This is a genomic window from Bacteroides sp. BFG-606 (assembly GCF_024788145.1).
Lineage (GTDB): Bacteria > Bacteroidota > Bacteroidia > Bacteroidales > Bacteroidaceae > Bacteroides > Bacteroides vicugnae.
Window position 1 is genome coordinate 1698760 of the sequence record NZ_JANUIL010000001.1, and the last position, 22484, is coordinate 1721243.

The window sequence follows — 22484 nt, forward strand, 5'->3', positions numbered from 1 at the left end:
CTCAATTTTCAATTAAACAAGCTCCATTTATTCATTAATTTTAAAATATGACGATAAGGTTAAACAAAGTTACAAGAGATTTGAACGTAGGAATCGCGACGGTAGTTGAGTTCCTGCAAAAGAAAGGGCATACCGTTGAGGCTAATCCTAATACCAAAATTAGCGAGGAGCAATACGCTATACTCGTAAAGGAGTTTAGTACAGATAAGAACCTTAGACTTGAATCGGAGCGTTTCATACAGGAACGTCAGAATAAGGAACGTAATAAGGCGTCGGTATCGATTGAAGGCTTCGAAAAGCAGCCCGAAAAGCCGAAGTCGGAAGATGTGATTAAGACAGTCGTACCTGAGGATGCACGTCCGAAGTTTAAACCTGTCGGAAAAATTGATTTGGATAAATTGAACGGTCGTAAACCTGAAAAGGTGGAGAAAGCACCGGAACAGAAACAGGAAGAACCTGTTGTAGAACGGCCTGTCGTTAAACCCGAAGTGGAAAAGGAGCCCGAGAAGAAAGAACCCGAGGTGAAGAAGGAAGAGGTGGTGACACCTCCTGTTTCTGTTGTAGAGCCTGCTCCAGTGGTGGTTGAGCCCGTAGTAGTGCCGGAACCTGTAGTGGAGACGAAGCCGGTAGAAGTTGAAAAAGTAGTGGAAGTAGTGAAAAAAGAAGAGCCGAAGGTAGTAGCAACTGCACCTGTGAAGGCGGAAGAACATAAAGAAGAAAAAAAGGTGGAAACTGCACAGGCTGAAGTAACCCCGGTAGCGGAAAAGGCTCCGGAGGATGATGGTGTTTTCAAAATCCGTCAACCGGAATTAGGCGCGAAGATTAATGTGATCGGTCAGATCGACCTGGCTGCATTGAATCAGTCTACTCGCCCCAAGAAGAAATCGAAGGAAGAGAAACGTCGCGAACGTGAAGAAAAGGAAAAAATCCGTCAGGATCAGAAGAAGTTGATGAAGGAAGCTATCATCAAGGAAATCCGTAAGGATGATTCTAAATTGGCGAAGAGCGGACCTAAGGACAGTGCGGAAGCAGCTGCAAACAAGAAGAAACGGAACCGTATCAATAAAGAGAAGGTGGACGTTAACAATGTTGCAACTTCCAACTTTGCTGCTCCGAGACCTAATGTACAGGGTAAAGGCGGCAATGGTAACGGTCAGGGCGGTCAGGCCAACGGACAGGGAAATAACAACAGAAGAAATAACAACAATAAAGATCGCTTCAAGAAGCCGGTTATCAAACAGGAAGTGAGCGAGGAAGACGTAGCAAAACAGGTAAAAGAAACCCTTGCACGTCTGACAACCAAAGGTAAGAATAAAACCTCCAAATACCGTAAAGAGAAACGTGAAATGGCTTCCAACCGTATGCAGGAACTGGAAGATCAGGAAATGGCAGACAGCAAGGTATTGAAGTTGACCGAGTTCGTTACGGCTAACGAATTGGCAACGATGATGGATGTTTCGGTTAATCAGGTTATCGCTACTTGTATGAGTATTGGTATCATGGTTTCCATCAACCAGCGTTTGGATGCGGAAACCATCAATCTGGTGGCTGAAGAATTCGGATTCAAGACTGAATATGTAAGTGCGGAAGTGGCACAAGCTATTGTTGAAGAAGAAGATGCTCCGGAAGATTTGCAACCGCGTGCTCCGATTGTAACGGTGATGGGACACGTTGACCACGGTAAGACTTCTTTGCTCGACTATATCCGTAAGGCGAATGTAATTGCCGGTGAGGCTGGAGGTATTACCCAGCATATCGGTGCTTATAACGTGCAACTGGAAGACGGTCGTCGTATTACATTCCTCGATACTCCGGGTCACGAAGCGTTTACCGCTATGCGTGCTCGTGGTGCCAAAGTAACGGATATTGCTATCATTATTGTGGCTGCCGATGATAACGTGATGCCACAAACGAAAGAAGCGATCAATCACGCGATGGCTGCCGGTGTACCTATTGTATTTGCAATCAATAAGGTCGATAAACCGACTGCAAATCCGGATAAGATTAAAGAAGAACTGGCTGCGATGAATTACCTTGTTGAAGAATGGGGTGGTAAATATCAGTCACAAGATATCTCTGCCAAGAAAGGTATGGGTGTGGAAGACTTGCTGGAAAAAGTATTGCTCGAAGCAGAAATGCTCGACCTGAAGGCAAATCCGAACCGTAATGCTACGGGGTCCATCATCGAATCTTCACTGGATAAGGGACGTGGATATGTAGCTACTGTATTGGTATCTAACGGTACTCTGAAAGTGGGAGACATCGTATTGGCGGGAACCAGCTACGGACGTGTGAAGGCTATGTTCAACGAACGTAACCAACGCGTCAAGGAAGCAGGACCTTCCGAACCGGCATTGATCCTGGGATTGAATGGTGCTCCTGCTGCAGGTGATACATTCCATGTAGTCGAAAGCGATCAGGAAGCTCGTGAAATCACTAATAAACGTGAGCAGCTGGCTCGTGAACAAGGTTTGCGTACGCAGAAGATCCTTACATTGGATGAGTTGGGTCGTCGTATTGCTTTGGGTAACTTCCAGGAATTGAACATCATCGTTAAGGGTGACGTGGATGGTTCTGTGGAAGCATTGAGCGATTCGTTGATTAAGTTGTCTACGGAACAAATTCAGGTAAATGTTATCCATAAGGGTGTGGGAGCTATTTCTGAATCTGATGTTTCTCTGGCTGCCGCTTCGGATGCGATTATTGTCGGATTCCAGGTACGTCCTTCGGGTGCTGCCGGTAAGATGGCCGACCAAGAGGGTGTTGACATCCGTAAGTATTCTGTCATCTACGATGCAATCGAAGAGGTAAAGGCTGCTATGGAAGGTATGTTGGCTCCGGAAGTAAAGGAACAGATTACTGCAACCATCGAAATCCGCGAAGTATTCAATATCACGAAAGTCGGTCTGGTAGCCGGAGCAATGGTGAAGACCGGAAAGGTGAAACGCAGCGACAAGGCTCGTTTGATCCGCGATGGTATCGTAATCTTTACCGGAAACATCAACGCATTGAAACGTTTCAAGGACGATGTGAAGGAAGTAGGTACAAACTTCGAGTGTGGTATCAGTCTGGTGAACTGCAACGACATGAAGGTAGGCGATATGATCGAGACATTCGAAGAAATAGAAGTGAAACAGACACTGTAATAGGCAGTGCTGAATCAATATCAGGCACGGATTACGCGGATTTCACGGTTCTTTAATAAATCCGTGTAATCCGTGAAATCCGTGCCTGAATTATATCATAGAATAGAAGAATATGGCAACGATTGATATAATTATCCTTATTGTAATAGGCGCCGGAGCGATTGTAGGTTTTGTAAAAGGCTTCATTCGTCAGTTGGCTTCTATTTTGGGGTTGATAGTCGGTCTGATGGCAGCGAAAGCTCTGTATGCCTCTTTGGCGGAAAAGCTTTGCCCGACAGTGACGGATTCAATGACAGTTGCGCAAGTGTTGGCTTTTATCATGATCTGGATTGCCGTACCATTGATCTTTGTATTGATCGCCTCGTTATTGACAAAAGCAATGCAGGCTATTTCGCTGAACTGGCTGAATCGCTGGTTAGGAAGTGGGCTGGGAGCACTAAAGTTTCTGTTGTTAACGAGTGTAGTGATTGGTGCGATAGAGTTTGTGGACAGCGATAATAAGTTAATTAGTGCAACAAAAAAGGAAGAATCTTTGTTATATTATCCGATGGAAACGTTTGCGGGGATCTTTTTCCCTGCCGCGAAGAATATGACGCAACAATATATATTAGAGAATAAAGATAAAGATGCAACAAGAACCCAATAAAATGAAACCCAATCAGAAAGACGAACTTGAAAAGAAGACTGATAATGAGTTTGTCCGGAAATTTGCGGAGGAGAAATATAAATACGGCTTCACCACAGAGGTGCATACGGACATCATTGAGCGTGGACTTAATGAAGATGTCGTTCGTCTGATTTCATCGAAAAAAGACGAACCGGAGTGGTTGCTGGAGTTTCGATTGAAAGCGTATCGCCATTGGCTGACGCTGGAAATGCCTACCTGGGCACATCTCCGTATCCCTGAAATTGATTATCAGGCAATTTCTTATTATGCCGATCCGACAAAGAAGAAAGAAGGACCGAAGAGCATGGAGGAAGTCGATCCTGAACTGATAAAGACGTTTAATAAACTGGGAATTCCTTTGGAAGAGCAAATGGCTCTTAGTGGAATGGCAGTGGATGCCGTTATGGACTCTGTTTCCGTAAAGACTACCTTCAAGGAAACGCTGATGGAGAAAGGAATTATATTCTGCTCGTTCAGTGAAGCCGTGCGGGAGCATCCGGATCTAGTGAAGAAATATATGGGATCGGTAGTAGGTTATCGGGACAATTTCTTTGCAGCGTTGAATTCCGCAGTGTTCTCTGACGGCTCTTTCGTGTATATTCCGAAAGGCGTACGTTGCCCGATGGAGCTTTCCACTTATTTCCGTATCAATGCCCGTAATACGGGACAGTTTGAGCGTACGCTGATTGTAGCGGATGATGATTCGTATGTTTCTTATCTGGAAGGATGTACGGCTCCGATGCGGGATGAAAATCAGTTGCATGCCGCTATCGTTGAGATCATTGTGCACGACCGTGCAGAGGTAAAATACAGTACCGTTCAGAACTGGTATCCGGGAGATGCGGAAGGCAAGGGCGGTGTATACAACTTTGTGACCAAACGCGGTAACTGTAAAGGAGTGGACAGTAAATTATCCTGGACACAAGTGGAAACCGGTTCGGCAATCACCTGGAAATATCCTTCCTGTATCCTGACGGGCGATAACTCGACTGCTGAATTCTATTCCGTAGCTGTAACGAACAACTATCAGCAGGCAGATACCGGAACGAAGATGATTCATCTGGGTAAGAACACCCGTAGTACGATTGTAAGTAAAGGTATTTCTGCCGGACATAGTGAGAACTCCTATCGTGGGTTGGTACGCGTGGCCGAGAAAGCGGATAATGCCCGTAATTATAGCCAGTGTGACTCTCTGTTGCTGGGAGATAAGTGTGGTGCACATACCTTCCCGTATATGGATATTCACAATGAGACGGCAGTAGTAGAGCATGAAGCTACGACGAGCAAGATCAGTGAAGACCAGATATTCTATTGCAACCAGCGCGGTATTCCGACAGAAGATGCTATCGGACTTATTGTGAACGGATATGCAAAGGAAGTGTTGAATAAACTTCCGATGGAGTTTGCGGTAGAAGCACAGAAGCTGCTTACCATCTCATTGGAAGGAAGCGTGGGGTAATTTACTATTTGACAATTTACGATTTACTATTTGGCTGTGTGCTTATTGGAGGTAAATTGTCGGTAGTATAGGTTTTTAATAGTAAATAGTAAATGAAAAAATAGTAAATATAATCATGTTAGAAATAAAAGACCTGCATGCCAGCATTAATGGCAAAGAGATATTGAAAGGTATTAACCTGACGGTGAATCCCGGTGAGGTGCACGCTATTATGGGACCGAATGGTTCCGGTAAAAGTACACTTTCCTCCGTACTGGTGGGAAATCCGGCTTTTGAGGTAACAAAAGGTTCGGTCACTTTTGATGGAAAGGATCTGTTGGAGTTGAGCCCCGAAGATCGTAGCCATGAAGGAATCTTCCTTAGTTTCCAGTATCCCGTAGAAATTCCGGGTGTGAGCATGGTGAACTTTATGCGTGCTGCTGTGAATGAGCAACGCAAATATAAAGGTCTGCCTGCACTGACCGCCAGTGAGTTCCTGAAGCTGATGCGTGAGAAACGTGCGGTGGTGGAGTTGGATAATAAACTGGCTAACCGTTCGGTGAATGAAGGCTTTTCCGGTGGTGAGAAGAAACGGAACGAGATTTTCCAGATGGCTATGCTGGAACCGCGTTTGAGCATCCTCGATGAGACAGACTCCGGTTTGGATATTGATGCACTCCGTATTGTTGCGGAAGGGGTGAACAAGCTGAAAACTCCTGAAACAAGTACAATCGTTATTACCCACTACCAACGTTTGCTCGATTATATCAAGCCTGATATTGTGCATGTCCTTTATAAAGGTCGTATCGTAAAAACTGCCGGACCGGAACTTGCTCTGGAACTGGAAGAAAAAGGATATGATTGGATCAAGAAAGAAGTAGGAGAATAATTTTAGGCACGGATTACACGGATAACGCGGTTTTGCTCATGTATTTTAAACTGTGAAATCCGTGTAATCCGTGCCTGTAAATAAAAAAATATAAGCTATGATGGTTGAACAACAATATATAGAACTTTTCTCACAGACGGAAGCGATGATCTGCAAGCATAGTGCCGAAGTGCTGAATGCGCCTCGTGCATCAGCATTTGCCGATTTTGAGCGACTCGGATTTCCGACCCGTAAGATGGAGAAGTACAAATATACGGATGTGAGCAAGTACTTTGAACCGGATTTCGGTTTGAACTTGAATCGTTTGGCTATTCCGGTCAATCCGTATGAGGTGTTTAAGTGTGATGTGCCGAATATGAGTACCTCCTTGTATTTTGTGGTAAATGACACATTTTATAATAGAGCACTTCCCACAGGAAATCTGCCGGAAGGTGTGATTTTCGGCAGCCTGAAAGAAGTGGCCGAGCAACACCCGGAGTTGGTGAAGAAGTATTACGGTCAACTGGCAGATACTTCCAAGGATGGTGTGACTGCTTTCAATACCGCTTTTGCACAAGATGGCGTTGTCTTTTATGTGCCGAAGAACGTGGTGGTGGAAAAAACGATTCAGTTGGTAAATATCCTGCGTGCAGATGTAAACTTTATGGTGAACCGTCGCGTACTGATTATTCTGGAGGATGGCGCGCAAGCCCGTTTGCTGATTTGTGACCATGCAATGGATAATGTGAACTTTCTGGCGACACAAGTCATTGAAGTGTTTGCAGGTGAGAATGCGGTATTCGATATGTATGAACTGGAAGAAACACATACAAGTACAGTTCGTATCAGTAACCTGTATGTAAAGCAAGAGGCCAACAGCAATGTATTGCTCAACGGAATGACTTTGCATAATGGTACTACCCGCAACACGACCGAAGTGCTGCTGGCAGGAGAAGGAGCCGAAATAAATCTTTGTGGTATGGCGATTGCTGACAAGAACCAGCACGTAGACAATCATACAAGTATTGACCATGCCGTACCGAACTGTACCAGCAATGAGCTGTTCAAGTATGTACTCGACGACCAGTCGGTAGGTGCGTTTGCCGGATTGGTACTCGTGCGTCCCGATGCACAACATACGAATTCCCAACAGACTAACCGGAATCTGTGTGCTACGCGTGATGCAAGAATGTATACACAACCTCAATTGGAGATTTATGCGGATGATGTGAAATGTTCGCATGGAGCAACAGTAGGCCAGTTGGATGAAGGTGCATTATTCTACATGCGTTCGCGTGGTATTGCAGAGAAAGAAGCCCGTCTGCTGCTGATGTTCGCATTTGTCAACGAAGTGATCGATACCATCCGTCTGGAAGCGCTGAAAGATCGTTTGCATCTATTGGTAGAGAAACGTTTCCGTGGCGAGTTGAATAGATGTCAGGGTTGTGCCATTTGTAAGTAACCACTAAAAATAAAGAACGTGGATATTCAAAAGATACGTGAAGATTTTCCGATATTGAGCCGTACGGTTTACGGTAAACCTTTGGTTTATTTCGACAACGGTGCGACAACACAGAAACCCCGTCTGGTGGTTGATGCGCTGGTGGATGAATATTATTCCGTCAATGCCAATGTGCATCGCGGCGTACATTATCTTTCCCAGCAAGCTACGGAACTGCATGAAGCTTCCCGTGAAACGGTACGTCAGTTCATCAATGCCCGTAGCACGAATGAAGTTGTCTTTACACGCGGAACAACAGAAAGTATCAACCTGCTTGTTTCCAGCTTTGGCGACGAGTTTATGGAAGAAGGGGATGAAGTGATTGTTTCCGTGATGGAACATCATAGTAACATCGTTCCCTGGCAACTGTTGGCTGCCCGCAAAGGAATTGCCATTAAAGTGATTCCGATGAACGACAAAGGTGAACTTCTGCTGGATGAATATGAAAAACTATTTTCCGAACGTACGAAAATAGTCAGTGTGGTTCATGTATCGAACGTACTGGGTACAGTGAATCCGGTGAAGGAGATGATCGCAACAGCTCATGCGCATGGTGTACCTTGCCTGATAGATGCTGCACAGTCTATTCCTCACATGAAAGTAGATGTACAGGAGTTGGATGCCGATTTTCTGGTATTCTCCGCCCATAAGATATATGGTCCGACAGGTGTCGGAGTGCTTTACGGAAAAGAAGAATGGTTAGATCGCCTTCCTCCTTATCAGGGAGGAGGAGAGATGATCCAGCATGTCTCTTTCGAGAAGACCACTTTTAATGAACTTCCTTTCAAGTTTGAAGCGGGTACGCCCGACTATATCGGAACTACCGGATTGGCAAAAGCCCTTGATTATGTGAATGGACATGGTATTGAACAGATAGCCGCCCATGAGCATGAACTGACAACTTACGCTTTGCAACGCTTGAAAGAAATCCCCCATATGCGTATATTCGGTGAAGCAGCCGAACGGGGAGCAGTCATTTCCTTCCTGGTGGGAGATATCCATCATTTCGATCTTGGCACGTTGCTGGATCGTTTAGGTATTGCCGTGAGAACGGGGCATCATTGTGCACAACCTCTCATGCAACGTCTTGGCATAGAGGGAACTGTACGTGCTTCGTTTGCCATGTACAATACCAAATCGGAAATAGACACATTGGTGGCAGGGATTGAACGTGTCAGCAAGATGTTTTAAAGATATGAGCTGCTATTCCTGCGGAGTAGCGGCTTTTTTATTCTTTAACTAAAAAAAGATGCAGTCAAGTGCAGTGATTGGGACTTTCGTGCGTCTAATAAGTAAAGAAACAAAATGTTCATTGAATATCAGGAGGGTCGTGAGACCATGCTTATATTATATAAATTCTCTCTCTTTAACATTAATCGCAGCTATATCGTAAAAAAATACGGTGTAGCTGCAACTTTTTTAGGGGACTTCCCCGTCTAATGGAATAGTTGTAACCATTGAAACAGCTGTTACGATTGAAGATGAATTGAATATTATTGTGTGTAAAAAGAAAGGGGAAACGCTTATAACGGCGAATCCCCTTTTTTATTGATTACTTCATTCCTTTTTATTCGGCAGTCAGCTCAATTACGCGGCTGAAAGCTTGATTTGTTGTGAAAGCATTGATTCCCACTTTCATCAGATAATCTCCTGAATAAGTATTCTCATTGGCAGCCAGATTCGATTTGGAATTCGGCATCAGGTTGATTTCTTTCACCTTATACATTTTCTTCGTATCCAGTCCCTGAAGTTTTACCGGGAGCAGTTTCTCACCGAAACGTGGGTGGATATCATAGGTATAAAGTACAGCTTTGTTCTTATCCGGTGAGGTATACATGAGAGACATGTGATTGCCATCGTAGGGAGAAACCAGTCTGTATTGATCGCCGTCCAGAATCACTTTTTTCAGACGCGTCCAGTTGGCAACCGCATTCTGGCAATAAGTCTGTTCATCTGCATTCAGTTCCTTCAGTCCGAGGTCAAAGCCCAGTTTGCACATACTTGCCACATCCGTACGGAACTTCACGCTTGTCTTCTTGTTCCAGCTGGTTACGTGTGCACACATGGCCTTTGCCGGGAAGATTTGTGAGAATCCCCACTGGATAAACAGACGTTCTATCGGGTCTGTGTTGTCGCTGCACCAGAATTCTGTGTAATATTTCAGAGCTTCATAGTCGCAACGGGCGCCACCGCCGGAGCAGAGCATCATTGGCACGTTCGGATATTTGTCTTTGACACGTTTCAATACATTGTATATACCACGTACATGGTCGATATAAAGTTGTCCCTGCTTATTTTTTAAATATGGAGAATAAATATTCGTAATTGGAGAGTTACAGTCCCATTTAAAGAAAGCCACTTCCGGATTCTCTGTCAGGATCTTATCCACTACGCCATATACAAAGTCCTGTACTTTCGGATTGCTAAGATCGAGTACCAGCTGGTTACGGTAATAGTATGTTTCGCGGTTAGGCAGCTGGATAGCCCAGTCGGGATGCTTTTCGAACAACTCACTTTTAGGGTTGACCATTTCGGGTTCAATCCAGATACCAAATTTCACTCCGGCTTTTTTGGCAGACTGTACAAGGGCAGGAATACCGCCCGGCAGTTTGGATCTCATCACTTCCCAGTCACCCAGTCCGGCATTGTCACTGTTGCGTGGGTGCTTGTTGCCAAACCAGCCGTCATCCAACAAGAACATATCTACACCAAGATGTTTAGCTTCTTTCATCAATTCGGCAAGCAGTTCCTCATTGAATTTGAAGTAAGTATTTTCCCAGTTGTTTAATAAAGTCATGCGGTCGCCTTGTCCGTCTTTCAGCTGGTAGTTGCGTGCCCATGCGTGAAGGTTACGGCTGGCTTCGCCCGTGCCGTTGTTGCTGAAAGTAAAGATGAATTCAGGAGTTGTAAACACTTCATTCGGCTTCAGTTCATAATCAGATGCATAAGGATTGATGGCAGGGATTACACGGAGATTACCTACGTTGTCCACTTCGAAAGTGAACTGGAAGTTTCCTGTCCATCCGATAGTACCTAGCATGGCACGTCCCTGTGCTTCCTGTGCCGGTTGTTCAAAACCAAGCTCGAAGAACGGGTGGGTGTGCATGGCAGCACGGCTTCCCAGTTTGGTGTCGATCACCTTTTTACCAAACAACAGAGGTTGTGTGCTCATTTGTGCTTCTTTTGCCCAATCGCTGCTGAATTCTGTCAGGTAATATTCGTTTCCGGAGAAATAAAGCATTGTGGAAGCATAACGCCATAAGGTCACAGGCTTTTTTTCTGCATGTTTGATTTCACTCCACGTCTTGATGACGTTTTCTTTCGGATAAGCGATGTAATGCAGTGTGACTTCCACCGGGTATTGATCGTCTTTTAGTTGAATGATCGTTTCCGTTCCGCCCGCCACTGCCTTCTGCTCGGAGGATATATAGCGGAGAATCGTACTCGGGTTCCCGTCATTGTGCGTGATGGCTACAGCCGGTTCAAAATAATCTTCGGCGCCGGAGCCCGGATATACTTCCCATCCGCGGGTGGATACGCTACCGTCACTTCCTCCTTTTACGTAAGGAGAAAAGTTGTTAATGTCTTTCTCGTTCAGTAACTTATCGCCCAGATAAGCCTGGTAGAGTCGTCCGTTAGGAGCTACTTGGAGAATTAAGTCAGTGTTGTCCGTTGCGATGCGGATAATGTTCTTTTCTTGGGCGTCCACTTGCGCCAGGGTAAACAATGCCATAAGTAATACGAAAAGTTTCTTCATGGTTTTTTAATAATTAACAGGTATTAGTTAGTTTGTGGGCATAGAATGCCGCAAAGATAATTATAATGGCATAGAAATGAATCATTTCACCACAGATTATTTCTTTCCTCTGTATACTCGGTGTCCTCTGTGGTGAAATAGAAATGTTCATAACCAGTGCGGAAATAAGGGATAAAGTAAATAACCACAGCATGTTCATTTGTTTAAAGAGATGTATAAAAGATAGAATGATTCAGCTTTATAAATTCTTTCTTTTTTTACTTGCTTATTTCGTTTGATTTCCATACTTTTAGCCTTCGTAAACCCTTTAAAAATTGATCCTATGGACAACATTCTTTTCTGGCTGGTTCCAGTCGCTTCCGTGTTAGCCCTCTGCTTTGCTTATTACTTTCATAAGCAAATGATGAAAGAGAGCGAAGGTACACCCCAAATGATAAAGATAGCTGCTGCTGTGCGCAAAGGAGCTATGTCTTATCTGAAACAGCAATACAAAATAGTAGGCTGGGTATTCTTGGGGTTGGTTATTCTGTTTTCAATTATGGCCTATGGCTTTCATGTACAGAATGCATGGGTTCCCATTGCTTTTCTTACAGGCGGATTTTTCTCCGGACTTTCCGGATTTCTAGGGATGAAGACGGCGACTTATGCATCGGCTCGTACCGCTAATGCTGCCCGCACTTCTCTGAATGCAGGGTTGAGGATTGCTTTCCGAAGCGGCGCGGTGATGGGATTAGTTGTAGTTGGTCTGGGATTGCTCGATATATCTTTCTGGTATCTGTTGTTGAATGCAGTGATTCCTGCTGATGCGCTGACACCTACTCATAAACTCTGTGTAATTACTACTACCATGCTGACTTTCGGTATGGGTGCTTCTACGCAAGCACTCTTTGCCCGTGTAGGTGGTGGTATCTATACGAAGGCAGCCGATGTTGGAGCCGACTTGGTAGGTAAAGTAGAAGCCGGAATTCCGGAAGATGACCCTCGTAATCCTGCCACCATTGCCGATAATGTCGGTGACAATGTCGGTGACGTAGCCGGTATGGGAGCTGACTTATATGAATCTTACTGTGGCTCGATTCTGGCAACAGCTGCACTGGGTGCTGCTGCTTTTATCCATTCGGCAGATACAGTGATGCAATTCAAGGCGGTTATTGCTCCGATGTTGATTGCAGCTGTTGGTATTATCCTTTCTATTATAGGTATATTTGCTGTCCGTACTAAAGAGAATGCAACTATGAAAGATTTGCTCGGTTCGTTGGCTTTCGGTACGAACCTTAGCTCCGTGCTTATTGTTGCAGCTACATTCTTAATCCTGTGGTTCTTGCAGCTTGATAACTGGATTTTGATTTCTTGTGCCGTAGTAGTCGGATTGTTGGTAGGTATTGTCATCGGACGTTCTACGGAATATTACACTTCCCAATCCTATCGCCCTACCCAAAAACTAAGTGAAAGCGGTAAGACTGGACCTGCTACCGTTATTATTTCCGGTATTGGTTTGGGTATGCTTTCAACGGCTATTCCTGTGATCGCAGTGGTTGTCGGTATCATAGCTTCCTATTTGTTAGCTTCCGCAGGTGATTTTGCCAATGTCGGTATGGGACTGTATGGTATCGGTATTGCAGCTGTCGGTATGCTTTCTACCTTAGGTATCACATTGGCAACGGATGCTTACGGGCCGATTGCGGATAATGCGGGAGGTAATGCGGAAATGTCCGGCCTGGGTGCTGAAGTTCGCAAACGTACTGATGCGCTCGATTCATTGGGTAATACAACTGCCGCCACGGGAAAAGGTTTTGCTATAGGTTCCGCTGCACTGACAGGTTTGGCTTTGCTGGCTTCTTATATTGAAGAAATCCGAATCGGTCTGACACGTCTTGGTAATGTGGACCTGACTTTTGCAGATGGAAGTTCTATCAGCGTAGCAAATGCCACTTTTATCGACTTCATGGATTATTACGAAGTACACTTGATGAATCCGAAAGTACTTTCGGGCATGTTCCTCGGTTCAATGATGGCTTTCCTGTTTTGTGGTTTGACAATGAATGCAGTAGGACGTGCGGCAGGACACATGGTTGACGAAGTGCGCCGCCAGTTCCGTGACATAAAGGGTATTCTGACTGGAGAGGCCGAGCCGGATTACGAACGTTGTGTTGAAATATCGACAAAGGGTGCGCAGCGTGAGATGGTTATTCCTTCCTTGATTGCTATTGTTGCTCCGATTCTTACAGGATTTATCTTTGGTGTTCCCGGCGTACTCGGTCTGCTGATTGGTGGCTTGAGCAGTGGTTTCGTATTGGCTATCTTTATGGCTAACGCCGGAGGTGCATGGGATAACGCAAAGAAATATGTGGAAGAAGGTAACTTTGGTGGAAAAGGCGGTGAAGTGCATAAAGCAACCGTAGTAGGAGATACAGTAGGTGATCCGTTTAAAGATACCTCCGGTCCGAGCTTGAATATTTTGATAAAGCTTATGAGTATGGTCGCCATTGTGATGGCAGGACTTACTGTTGCTTGGAGTTTATTCTAAAAAAGCAGAAGAGAAATAAGAAAAAGGAGACAAAACAAGTCTCCTTTTTCTTATTTGAATTACCTTTGTGTCAAAATAGAAGCAATAAATATGTTATTACCTTATTTGAACGAGAATCTGATTGAGGCCGGATGTGATGAGGCCGGTCGTGGGTGTTTGGCGGGAGCGGTATATGCTGCTGCAGTTATTCTTCCGAAGGATTTTAAGAATGAACTGTTGAATGATTCCAAACAACTGACGGAAAAGCAACGTTATGCATTACGTGAGGTAATAGAGAAAGAAGCGATTGCTTGGGCGGTTGGCATTGTGTCACCGGAAGAAATTGATGAAATAAATATCCTGCGGGCTTCTTTTCTGGCGATGCATCGTGCAGTGGACCAGTTGTCCACCCGTCCCCAACATTTACTGATCGACGGTAATCGTTTCACTAAATACCCCGGTGTTCCTCATACTACAGTAGTGAAAGGAGACGGGAAATATCTTTCAATAGCAGCAGCTTCTATTTTAGCCAAAACATATCGAGACGATTATATGAACCGCCTTCACGAAGAATTTCCGTATTATGATTGGGACCACAATAAAGGTTATCCAACTAAGAAACATCGTGCCGCCATTGCCGAACGTGGCACTACTCCTTACCATCGCATGACGTTCAACCTGTTGGGAGATGGACAGTTGACTTTGAACTTCTAAGGTCGCTTTATTTCATTTTGCACATATTTTCTACATTTTTTTGCAGAATAAGCACGATTTTGTTACGGATAACCGTGAAATTGTTCCGTTTAGGCTAAAAAAGTGTTGCCTAGTGCTTTTATTTGTTATTGAAATGCTATATCTTTGCGAACAATAATAAGAATTAAAAAGTTTAAAATCATGGCAACGAACAAGCTATTATGGTCTTCTAAGCTCATTGGGGTATTTTTTATTATGTTGGTTTGCACTCTTTCTGCAAATGCACAGTTTTTACGTACTTCCTATTTCATGGAAGGTACTCACTATCGTCAACAACTGAATCCGGCTTTAACACCGACTAAAGGTTACTTCAATCTTCCGGTGATCGGTGCTGTCAATGCAACGGTTGGTTCTACTTCGTTAGGTTATCAGGATATCATTGACATTATTGATGATGGCGATGATTTCTACACTAAACCGGATTTCATGAATCGTCTGAAAGATAATAATAAACTGAATGTAAACTTCAGTACAGAAATTCTTTCTGCAGGATGGTATAAAGGAAAAAACTTCTGGTCATTCAATATTGGTCTTCGTACAGATATTGGTGCTAACCTGACAAAGAATATGTTTACCTTCTTGAATGAGATGGAAACAGTTGAAGAAAACTGGAGAAATAGTAACTATGATATTAGTGGTCAGCAATTGAATATCAATGCTTATACTGAAGTTGGTTTAGGACTTTCACGTCAGATTAATAACCGTTTGACGGTTGGTGCTAGAGTGAAAGCTTTATTGGGTATTGGCAACATGGAGTTGAAACTTAATAAAGTTGCGATGAATGCTAATTTGCCTAGTGATGCCCGTATTAATCAATTACAGGATCCAGCATATTTATCTAGTTTGGGTGTTGACGATATTACGAAGTTAAGAAGTGAAATTGAGGGCTACCATGCTAATCTGGCAGTAGATGCTCATTTGGAAAGTTCTTTCAAAGGATTGAATTTGAAAAAGGAAGATGGACAGGATTATATTAGTGATTTCGAATTTGAGAGCAAAGACATGGGAATCGCAGGTTACGGCTTCGGTATTGACTTGGGAGCGTCTTACAAGATTATGGATAATCTGACTGTATCTGCTTCTATTTTGGACTTGGGGTTTATATCATGGTCGAAAAGTAGCACTCAAATAGCTAATGCTAAAGCAGCAGGCATTGATATGAAGGGAAGTGACTACACATCAGGTATTGATCCTAATAATATCCCCTGGAAGTATTACTGCTATTGAAAATAACATAAAGGATTTGCAGACGGATGCTAATGGATATATGGAGCGTGTTAGTGGCGGTGACGTACTTGACTATGAAATGTTGCAACTTAGAACGGAAGAAGCAAGCAAGTCCCGTAAATCTCGTCTTGCTTCTACCCTAGTATTAGGTGCAGAATATGGATTCTTCAATAACAAATTAGCAGTAGGTGTATTGTCAACAACTCGTTTTGTACAGCCTGATGCTCTTACAGAATTAACATTCTCTGCAAACTACCGTCCGAAAAGCTGGTTCAATGTAGCACTTAGCTACTCAGCTATCCAGTCAGCAGGTAAATCTTTCGGTCTGGGTCTGAAATTAGGTCCTCTGTTTGTCGGAACTGACTATATGTTCTTAGGTAAGAACTCTAACTCTGTGAACGGATTCGTTGGAGTTTCTATTCCGTTGGGCGGAAGAAAAGCAAATAAAGAAGGATAAGATATTTTAATTTCTCTCTCTAAACATTCTCTTTTAATTAATTCTCTATCGAATAAAAAACGTATAATTTACAGCTTACCGTCTTAGAGTCCTCTAAAGGATCACAGATGGTGAGCTGTTTTTTGTATTAGAACCATTTTATCTTCCGGAATATCACAAATGCAAGAGTTGACAATCCAATGGAGAAGAGTACAATCAAAGAGAAAGCGAAGGGTACCTCTTCCAGATGAATATCCACATTCATACCATAGAAACTGGCAATCAATGTCGGGAGCATCAGGACGATGGATAAACTTGTCATACGTTTCATGATCGTATTCACGTTATTGGAGATAATAGAGGCAAAAGCATCCATTGTTCCCGTGAGAATATCACTGTAAATATTCACCGTGTTAAGTGCCTGTTTCAATTCGATAATAACATCCTCCACAAGTTCTGTGTCCAAATAATCCGTATCCTGGAAGATAGTTCTTAACTTTCCTATCATTACTTCATTTCCGCGGATGGAAGTGTTGAAGTAGACAAGTGTTTTCTGCAGTCTCATCAGCCGGAGCAGGTCCTCGTTGCGGATGCTTCGCTCCAGTTCCTTTTCTGCGGCGCTGATGTCTATGTTTATCTGCTTTAGATACTTCAGGAACCACACGGCAGAAGAATAGATGATCCGGAGAATCAGATCCAGTTTGTTGCGCACAACAATCCCTTTTCGGCGGGTGTGTTCAATAAAATCCGGTAATAGATCAGTGTTATGATAACAGACGGACACAATGATCTCATTGTTGGTGATGATACCAATTGGTACGGTGCTGAAAGGCAGAGTGCTGTTTTGCGCAATCTGTACAGGGATACGAAGAATGGTCAATAACCAGTTACCTTCCGTATCCGTACGCGGACGTTCGTCCGTATCGGCTATGTCATTAAGAAATGATTCGGGTACGTTGAGAGTTTGAGTTAGAAATTCAAAGTCATCGTTATTCGGGCATACTACATTTACCCAGCTGTTAGGAAGCCATTGAGCTTTTTCCACAAAGCCAGCTTCACAATAAAGATACGTTCTCATCTTATTGCCTCCTTTCGTTTGTTTGACACGAGCAGAGGCATCAGGTTTCAATGACTCTGTTCGCTTTAATTAATACTAGTTGTGCACGTTCGCGGGTTTGAATCGTCCATATTTCTATGATTTTATTTTTAAAGCGATGCAAAGGTACGGAAAAATGAAGTAGGTTCCGCCTTTTGTATCGTGTTTTTCGATCAATATATTGAAAGTACTTTTACAAAGTAAGAAAAACATCCATAGCCTGGTGCACTTCTGCCCTGTAACTTAACATAGATTAAACGTTTACGTAACCATCTTTTTGTACCTTTGCGCCCGAAAATCAGAGTGATAATTTAAATATTGAAATATTATGAGTAAGAAAGCCCTTTTAATGATCCTCGATGGTTGGGGATTAGGTGACCAAAAGAAAGACGACGTAATCTTCAACACGCCCACTCCTTACTGGGATTATCTGATGACTACTTATCCTCACTCTCAACTTCAGGCAAGCGGTGAAAACGTAGGTTTGCCCGACGGACAGATGGGTAACTCGGAAGTAGGTCACTTGAATATCGGTGCCGGACGCGTGGTTTATCAGGATTTGGTAAAAATCAATCGTGCATGTGCTGATAATAGCATCCTGAAAAATCCTGAAGTCGTTTCTGCTTTCTCTTATGCGAAAGAAAACGGAAAGAGTGTTCACTTTATGGGGCTGACTTCTAACGGTGGCGTACACAGCTCACTCGTTCATCTCTTCAAACTTTGCGATATCGCTAAAGAATATAACATCGACAATACATTTATCCACTGCTTCATGGATGGTCGTGACACTGACCCGAAGAGCGGTAAAGGCTTTATCGAAGAACTTTCTGCACACTGTGAGAAATCTGCAGGCAAGATTGCTTCTATCATCGGCCGTTATTACGCTATGGACCGTGACAAACGCTGGGAACGTGTAAAAGAAGCTTATGACCTGCTTGTAAACGGCATAGGTGAGAAAGCTACCGATATGGTTCAGGCCATGCAGGACTCTTATAATGCAGGTGTTACAGATGAATTTATCAAACCGATTGTGAATGCCAACTGCGACGGAACAATCAAAGAAGGTGATGTGGTTATCTTCTTCAACTACCGTAATGACCGTGCCAAAGAGTTGACTGTTGTATTGACTCAACAAGATATGCCGGAAGCCGGTATGCACACTATCCCGGGCCTGCAATATTACTGTATGACTCCGTACGATGCTTCTTTCAAGGGTGTTCATATCCTGTTTGACAAAGATAATGTATCTAATACATTGGGCGAATATCTTGCTTCTAAAGGCTTGAGCCAACTTCATATCGCTGAAACAGAAAAGTATGCACACGTAACATTCTTCTTCAATGGTGGACGTGAAACTCCGTTTGACAAAGAAGATCGTATTCTTGTTCCTTCTCCCAAAGTGGCTACTTATGACTTGAAGCCGGAAATGAGCGCTTTCGAAGTAAAAGACAAACTGGTGGCTGCCATCAACGAGAACAAATATGATTTCATCGTAGTGAACTTCGCTAATGGTGACATGGTAGGTCATACCGGTATTTATGAAGCAATCGAGAAAGCTGTTATTGCTGTAGATGCTTGCGTGAAAGATGTAATTGAAGCTGCCAAAGCACAGGATTACGAAGCAATTATCATTGCTGATCATGGTAACGCTGACCACGCTTTGAACGAAGACGGCACTCCGAACACTGCTCACTCTTTGAACCCTGTTCCTTGTGTTTACGTAACTGAGAACAAAGCTGCGAAAGTAGAAAACGGTCGTCTGGCAGATGTTGCTCCGACTATTCTCAAGATTATGGGGCTGGCTGTTCCGGCTGAAATGGACGGAAAAGTGTTGATAAATTGAGAATTGAGAATTAAAAATTAAAAAATGATAGCTAAGAATAATGCTATTCATGTTAAATCGTATGCGTTTGCTATTCGTATAGTAAACGCATACAAGTTTTTAGTAGGATCTGAAAAAGAGTTTGTTTTATCAAAACATTTATTTCTCAATTTTTAATTCTCAATTTAAGATGATACAAATAGGTGATGTAGTAGTATCTCTTGATGTATTTCAGGAGAAGTTTCTTTGCGATCTGGGTGCCTGTAAGGGTGCTTGTTGCATTGAAGGTGATGCCGGTGCTCCGGTAGAGCTGGATGAGGTGATGGAGTTGGAAGAAGTTTTGCCGGTTATCTGGGACGAACTGGCTCCGGAGGCACGTGCGGTGATTGAAAAGCAAGGAGTGGTATATACGGATCAGGAAGGTGATTTGGTGACTTCTATTGTCAATAATAAGGACTGTGTGTTTACTTGTTATGATGAGAACGGTTGTTGTTATTGCGCAATCGAAAAGGCCTATCGAGCGGGAAAGACTGCTTTCTATAAACCGGTGTCCTGCCATCTTTACCCTATCCGGATTGGAGATTACGGACCTTATAAAGCGGTGAATTATAATCGTTGGGACATATGCAAAGCAGCGGTTTTGCTGGGAAAAAAAGAGAATCTTCCCGTATATCAGTTTCTGAAAGAGCCTTTAATCCGTAAGTTCGGTGAAGAATGGTACAAAGAACTGGTTACTGTTGCCGAAGAACTGAAAAAGCAACAATATATTTAAATTCTCTTCCGGTTCTTGCGTATGCAATATACTTGATATAGTAAAATACACAATGCGATTATTATTCCGCATGCCGGTATCATCCATACTTCCGGATGAATAATAATCAAGAAGATACAAGTGGCGATCACACAGGAAGTCAATACAATAAGAAACAACCTGATCTTTGCAAATAATGGATTAGGAGCAGTAGTTTTCATTTTCATAGTTATGTTTTCTTTGCTTTTTATGCAAGATAGTGATTTTGTATGGAAAACGTTTCTGCTGTTAGCTTTTATTAAGAGATAGGCAGTTGAACTATTCGAACATAAAGACCCTTTGGGCAAAAGAAAAACGCCGATCGAAGGATGTTCCTTCGCCATCGGCGTTTCCTCGTTGTAAGATGTGAGGTTGGTTTATAAAACGTAATTATTTAAATTATGTGTCGATATTTGCATACGTTGCATTTTCTTCAATAAACTCGCGGCGTGGTCCTACATCTTCACCCATTAACATAGAGAAGATATAATCGGCTTCTGCAGCGTTGTCAATATTTACTTGTTTCAACATACGGTTTTCGGGGTCCATAGTTGTTTCCCACAATTGCTGTGCGTTCATTTCACCCAAACCTTTGTAGCGCTGTGTATGAACAGCACTTTCCGAACCGCCACCGTAAGTATCGATAAACTTCTGGCGTTGTGCATCTGTCCAGCAATACTCTTCTACTTTACCTTTTTTGCAGAGGTAGAGCGGGGGAGTAGCGATGTACAAATAGCCATTCTGAATAATCTGTGGCATATAGCGGAAGAAGAACGTCATGATCAGTGTGTCGATGTGAGAACCATCGACGTCGGCATCGGTCATGATGATGATCTTGTGATAGCGCAGCTTTTGGATATTCGCTTCTTTGCTGTCCTCGTCAGTTCCGATAGTAACACCGAGGGCTGTGTAGATGTTACGGATTTCATCACTTTCCAAAGCCTTGTGATACATGGCTTTCTCTACGTTCAGAATCTTACCGCGCAATGGGAGGATAGCTTGGAACATACGGTTACGTCCCTGCTTGGCAGTACCACCTGCCGAATCTCCCTCGACGAGGAATAATTCACATTTCGTTGCATCCTTATCCGAACAGTCAGCCAATTTACCTGGTAGACCGCCTCCTGACATTGGGGACTTGCGTTGTACCATTTCACGGGCTTTTCTTGCTGCATGACGTGCGGTAGCGGCGAGAATCACCTTGTCTACAATCGTTTTTGCTTCCTTCGGATGCTCTTCCAGATAATATGCCAATACTTCCCCCACTGCCTGGTCGACAGCGCCCATCACTTCGTTGTTACCCAACTTCGTTTTAGTCTGTCCTTCAAACTGTGGCTCTTGCACTTTTACGGAGATAACGGCAGTCAAACCCTCGCGGAAGTCATCTCCCGAGATTTCAACCTTCACTTTTTCCAGCATCTTGCTGTCTTCGGCATATTTCTTCAACGTACGGGTCAGCGCACGGCGGAAACCTGCCAGGTGTGTACCACCTTCAATGGTGTTGATATTGTTAACGTATGAGTGAACGTTTTCGGAGAATCCGGTATTGTACATGATAGCCACTTCAATAGGGATTCCCTGTTTTTCCGAGTTCAGATAGATAACGTCGTTAATCAAGTGCTCGCGTGAAGACTCGATAAAACGTACAAACTCTCTCAAGCCTTCTTCTGAATAGAACTGCTCACCCTTGAAGCTTCCGTCTTCGTTCACAACTCGACGGTCGGTCAGGGAAATACGGAGACCAGCGTTCAGATAAGCTAATTCACGCAGGCGTGAAGCCAGAATCTTGTAATCGTATACCGTTTCTGTAAAGATGGTATTGTCCGGCCAGAATTGTTGGCGGGTTCCCGTGATGTCGGCTGTACCGACTTCTTTTACAGAGTAAAGCGGTTTACCGATCTCGTACTCCTGCTGGTAGATTTTGCCATTACGGAATACTTGCGTAGTCATGTGGGTAGACAGCGCATTTACGCAAGACATACCTACACCGTGCAAACCTCCGGATACCTTGTAAGATCCTTTGTCGAATTTACCTCCGGCGTGCAGTACAGTCATGGCAACTTCCAGTGCCGACTTCTTTTCTTTCTCGTGATAGTCCACCGGAATACCGCGTCCGTTGTCCTGTACTGTGATTGAATTGTCTTCGTTGATTATTACTTCGATATGGTCGCAATATCCGGCCAATGCTTCGTCGATAGAGTTGTCAACGATTTCGTATACCAAATGGTGAAGTCCCTTGACGCTGATGTCACCAATGTACATCGCAGGGCGTTTTCTTACTGCTTCAAGACCTTCCAATACCTGGATACTATCCGCAGAATAAGACCCGTTATTGGGAGTGATTTGTTCTTCGCTCATAATTGCCTTTCTAACTTTAATAACAGAGCAAATATAGTGAAAATTGTCGACTTGACGAAGAATAATCAGTGAAAAATAAAGAATGTGAGTGGATTCTCCGCTATCTTGATAAGTTTGAT

Annotated in this window: 13 protein-coding genes and 1 pseudogene; 11 read left to right on the forward strand and 3 right to left on the reverse strand. The window is 43.6% G+C overall.

What is annotated here, in order from left to right; translation table 11 throughout:
* Positions 1-47 precede the first annotated feature (47 nt).
* The 6 genes from infB to NXV01_RS06085 all read left to right on the forward strand — a co-directional run bounded on the left by infB (position 48) and on the right by NXV01_RS06085 (position 8811).
* Positions 48-3146: a translation initiation factor IF-2 gene (infB, locus tag NXV01_RS06060; protein WP_195357704.1), complete on the forward strand. Its 3099-nt coding sequence runs from the start codon at positions 48-50 to the stop codon at positions 3144-3146.
* A 112-nt stretch (positions 3147-3258) separates the two neighbouring features.
* Entirely contained in the window at positions 3259-3792 is a 534-nt protein-coding gene (locus tag NXV01_RS06065) for a CvpA family protein (protein WP_148364164.1), read from the forward strand.
* Position 3793: 1 nt separating this feature from the next.
* Entirely contained in the window at positions 3794-5272 is a 1479-nt protein-coding gene (sufB, locus tag NXV01_RS06070) for a Fe-S cluster assembly protein SufB (RefSeq protein ID WP_259021941.1), read from the forward strand.
* Positions 5273-5387: 115 nt separating this feature from the next.
* The gene (gene sufC, locus NXV01_RS06075; protein WP_259021943.1) at positions 5388-6140 is read left to right on the forward strand and encodes a Fe-S cluster assembly ATPase SufC; all 753 of its coding nucleotides are present in this window, start codon (positions 5388-5390) and stop codon (positions 6138-6140) included.
* Between the two features lie 97 nt (positions 6141-6237).
* Positions 6238-7581 carry a Fe-S cluster assembly protein SufD gene (gene sufD / locus NXV01_RS06080; protein ID WP_004298250.1) on the forward strand — a complete coding sequence of 448 codons (1344 nt, stop codon included), beginning with the start codon at positions 6238-6240 and terminating at the stop codon, positions 7579-7581.
* Between the two features lie 18 nt (positions 7582-7599).
* A complete protein-coding gene (locus NXV01_RS06085; protein WP_099146879.1) occupies positions 7600-8811 on the forward strand; it encodes an aminotransferase class V-fold PLP-dependent enzyme in 1212 nt (403 codons plus the stop codon).
* A 376-nt stretch (positions 8812-9187) separates the two neighbouring features.
* Here NXV01_RS06085 and NXV01_RS06090 read toward each other — a convergent pair whose 3' ends face one another.
* On the reverse strand, positions 9188-11377 hold the full coding sequence (locus NXV01_RS06090) for an alpha-galactosidase (RefSeq protein WP_259021947.1): 2190 nt from the start codon (positions 11375-11377) through the stop codon (positions 9188-9190).
* Positions 11378-11699: 322 nt separating this feature from the next.
* Between NXV01_RS06090 and NXV01_RS06095 the strand changes: the two genes are divergently transcribed.
* The 3 genes and pseudogenes from NXV01_RS06095 (at position 11700) to NXV01_RS06105 (ending at position 16320) form a co-directional block, all read left to right on the forward strand.
* The gene (locus NXV01_RS06095; protein ID WP_234131640.1) at positions 11700-13904 is read left to right on the forward strand and encodes a sodium-translocating pyrophosphatase; all 2205 of its coding nucleotides are present in this window, start codon (positions 11700-11702) and stop codon (positions 13902-13904) included.
* A 90-nt stretch (positions 13905-13994) separates the two neighbouring features.
* Positions 13995-14597 carry a ribonuclease HII gene (locus NXV01_RS06100; RefSeq protein WP_074558286.1) on the forward strand — a complete coding sequence of 201 codons (603 nt, stop codon included), beginning with the start codon at positions 13995-13997 and terminating at the stop codon, positions 14595-14597.
* 180 nt (positions 14598-14777) lie between these two features.
* Positions 14778-16320, forward strand: a pseudogene (locus NXV01_RS06105) (DUF5723 family protein).
* A gap of 127 nt (positions 16321-16447) precedes the next feature.
* Here the strand turns inward: NXV01_RS06105 and NXV01_RS06110 are convergent.
* Entirely contained in the window at positions 16448-17377 is a 930-nt protein-coding gene (locus tag NXV01_RS06110; RefSeq protein WP_008649186.1) for a magnesium transporter CorA family protein, read from the reverse strand.
* Positions 17378-17723: 346 nt separating this feature from the next.
* Here NXV01_RS06110 and gpmI point away from each other — a divergent pair, with 346 nt between their 5' ends.
* Both gpmI and NXV01_RS06120 read left to right on the forward strand, forming a co-directional pair.
* Positions 17724-19238 (forward strand): 2,3-bisphosphoglycerate-independent phosphoglycerate mutase, encoded by a 1515-nt coding sequence (gene gpmI, locus NXV01_RS06115; protein WP_148364161.1) that lies wholly within the window; start codon positions 17724-17726, stop codon positions 19236-19238.
* Positions 19239-19407: 169 nt separating this feature from the next.
* A complete protein-coding gene (locus tag NXV01_RS06120; protein WP_008649198.1) occupies positions 19408-19989 on the forward strand; it encodes a DUF3109 family protein in 582 nt (193 codons plus the stop codon).
* 417 nt (positions 19990-20406) lie between these two features.
* On the opposite strand, the gene gyrB is transcribed toward NXV01_RS06120, so the two are convergent.
* Complete coding sequence (gene gyrB, locus NXV01_RS06125; protein WP_074558273.1) at positions 20407-22365, reverse strand: DNA topoisomerase (ATP-hydrolyzing) subunit B; 1959 nt, start codon at positions 22363-22365, stop codon at positions 20407-20409.
* Positions 22366-22484: the final 119 nt, after the last annotated feature.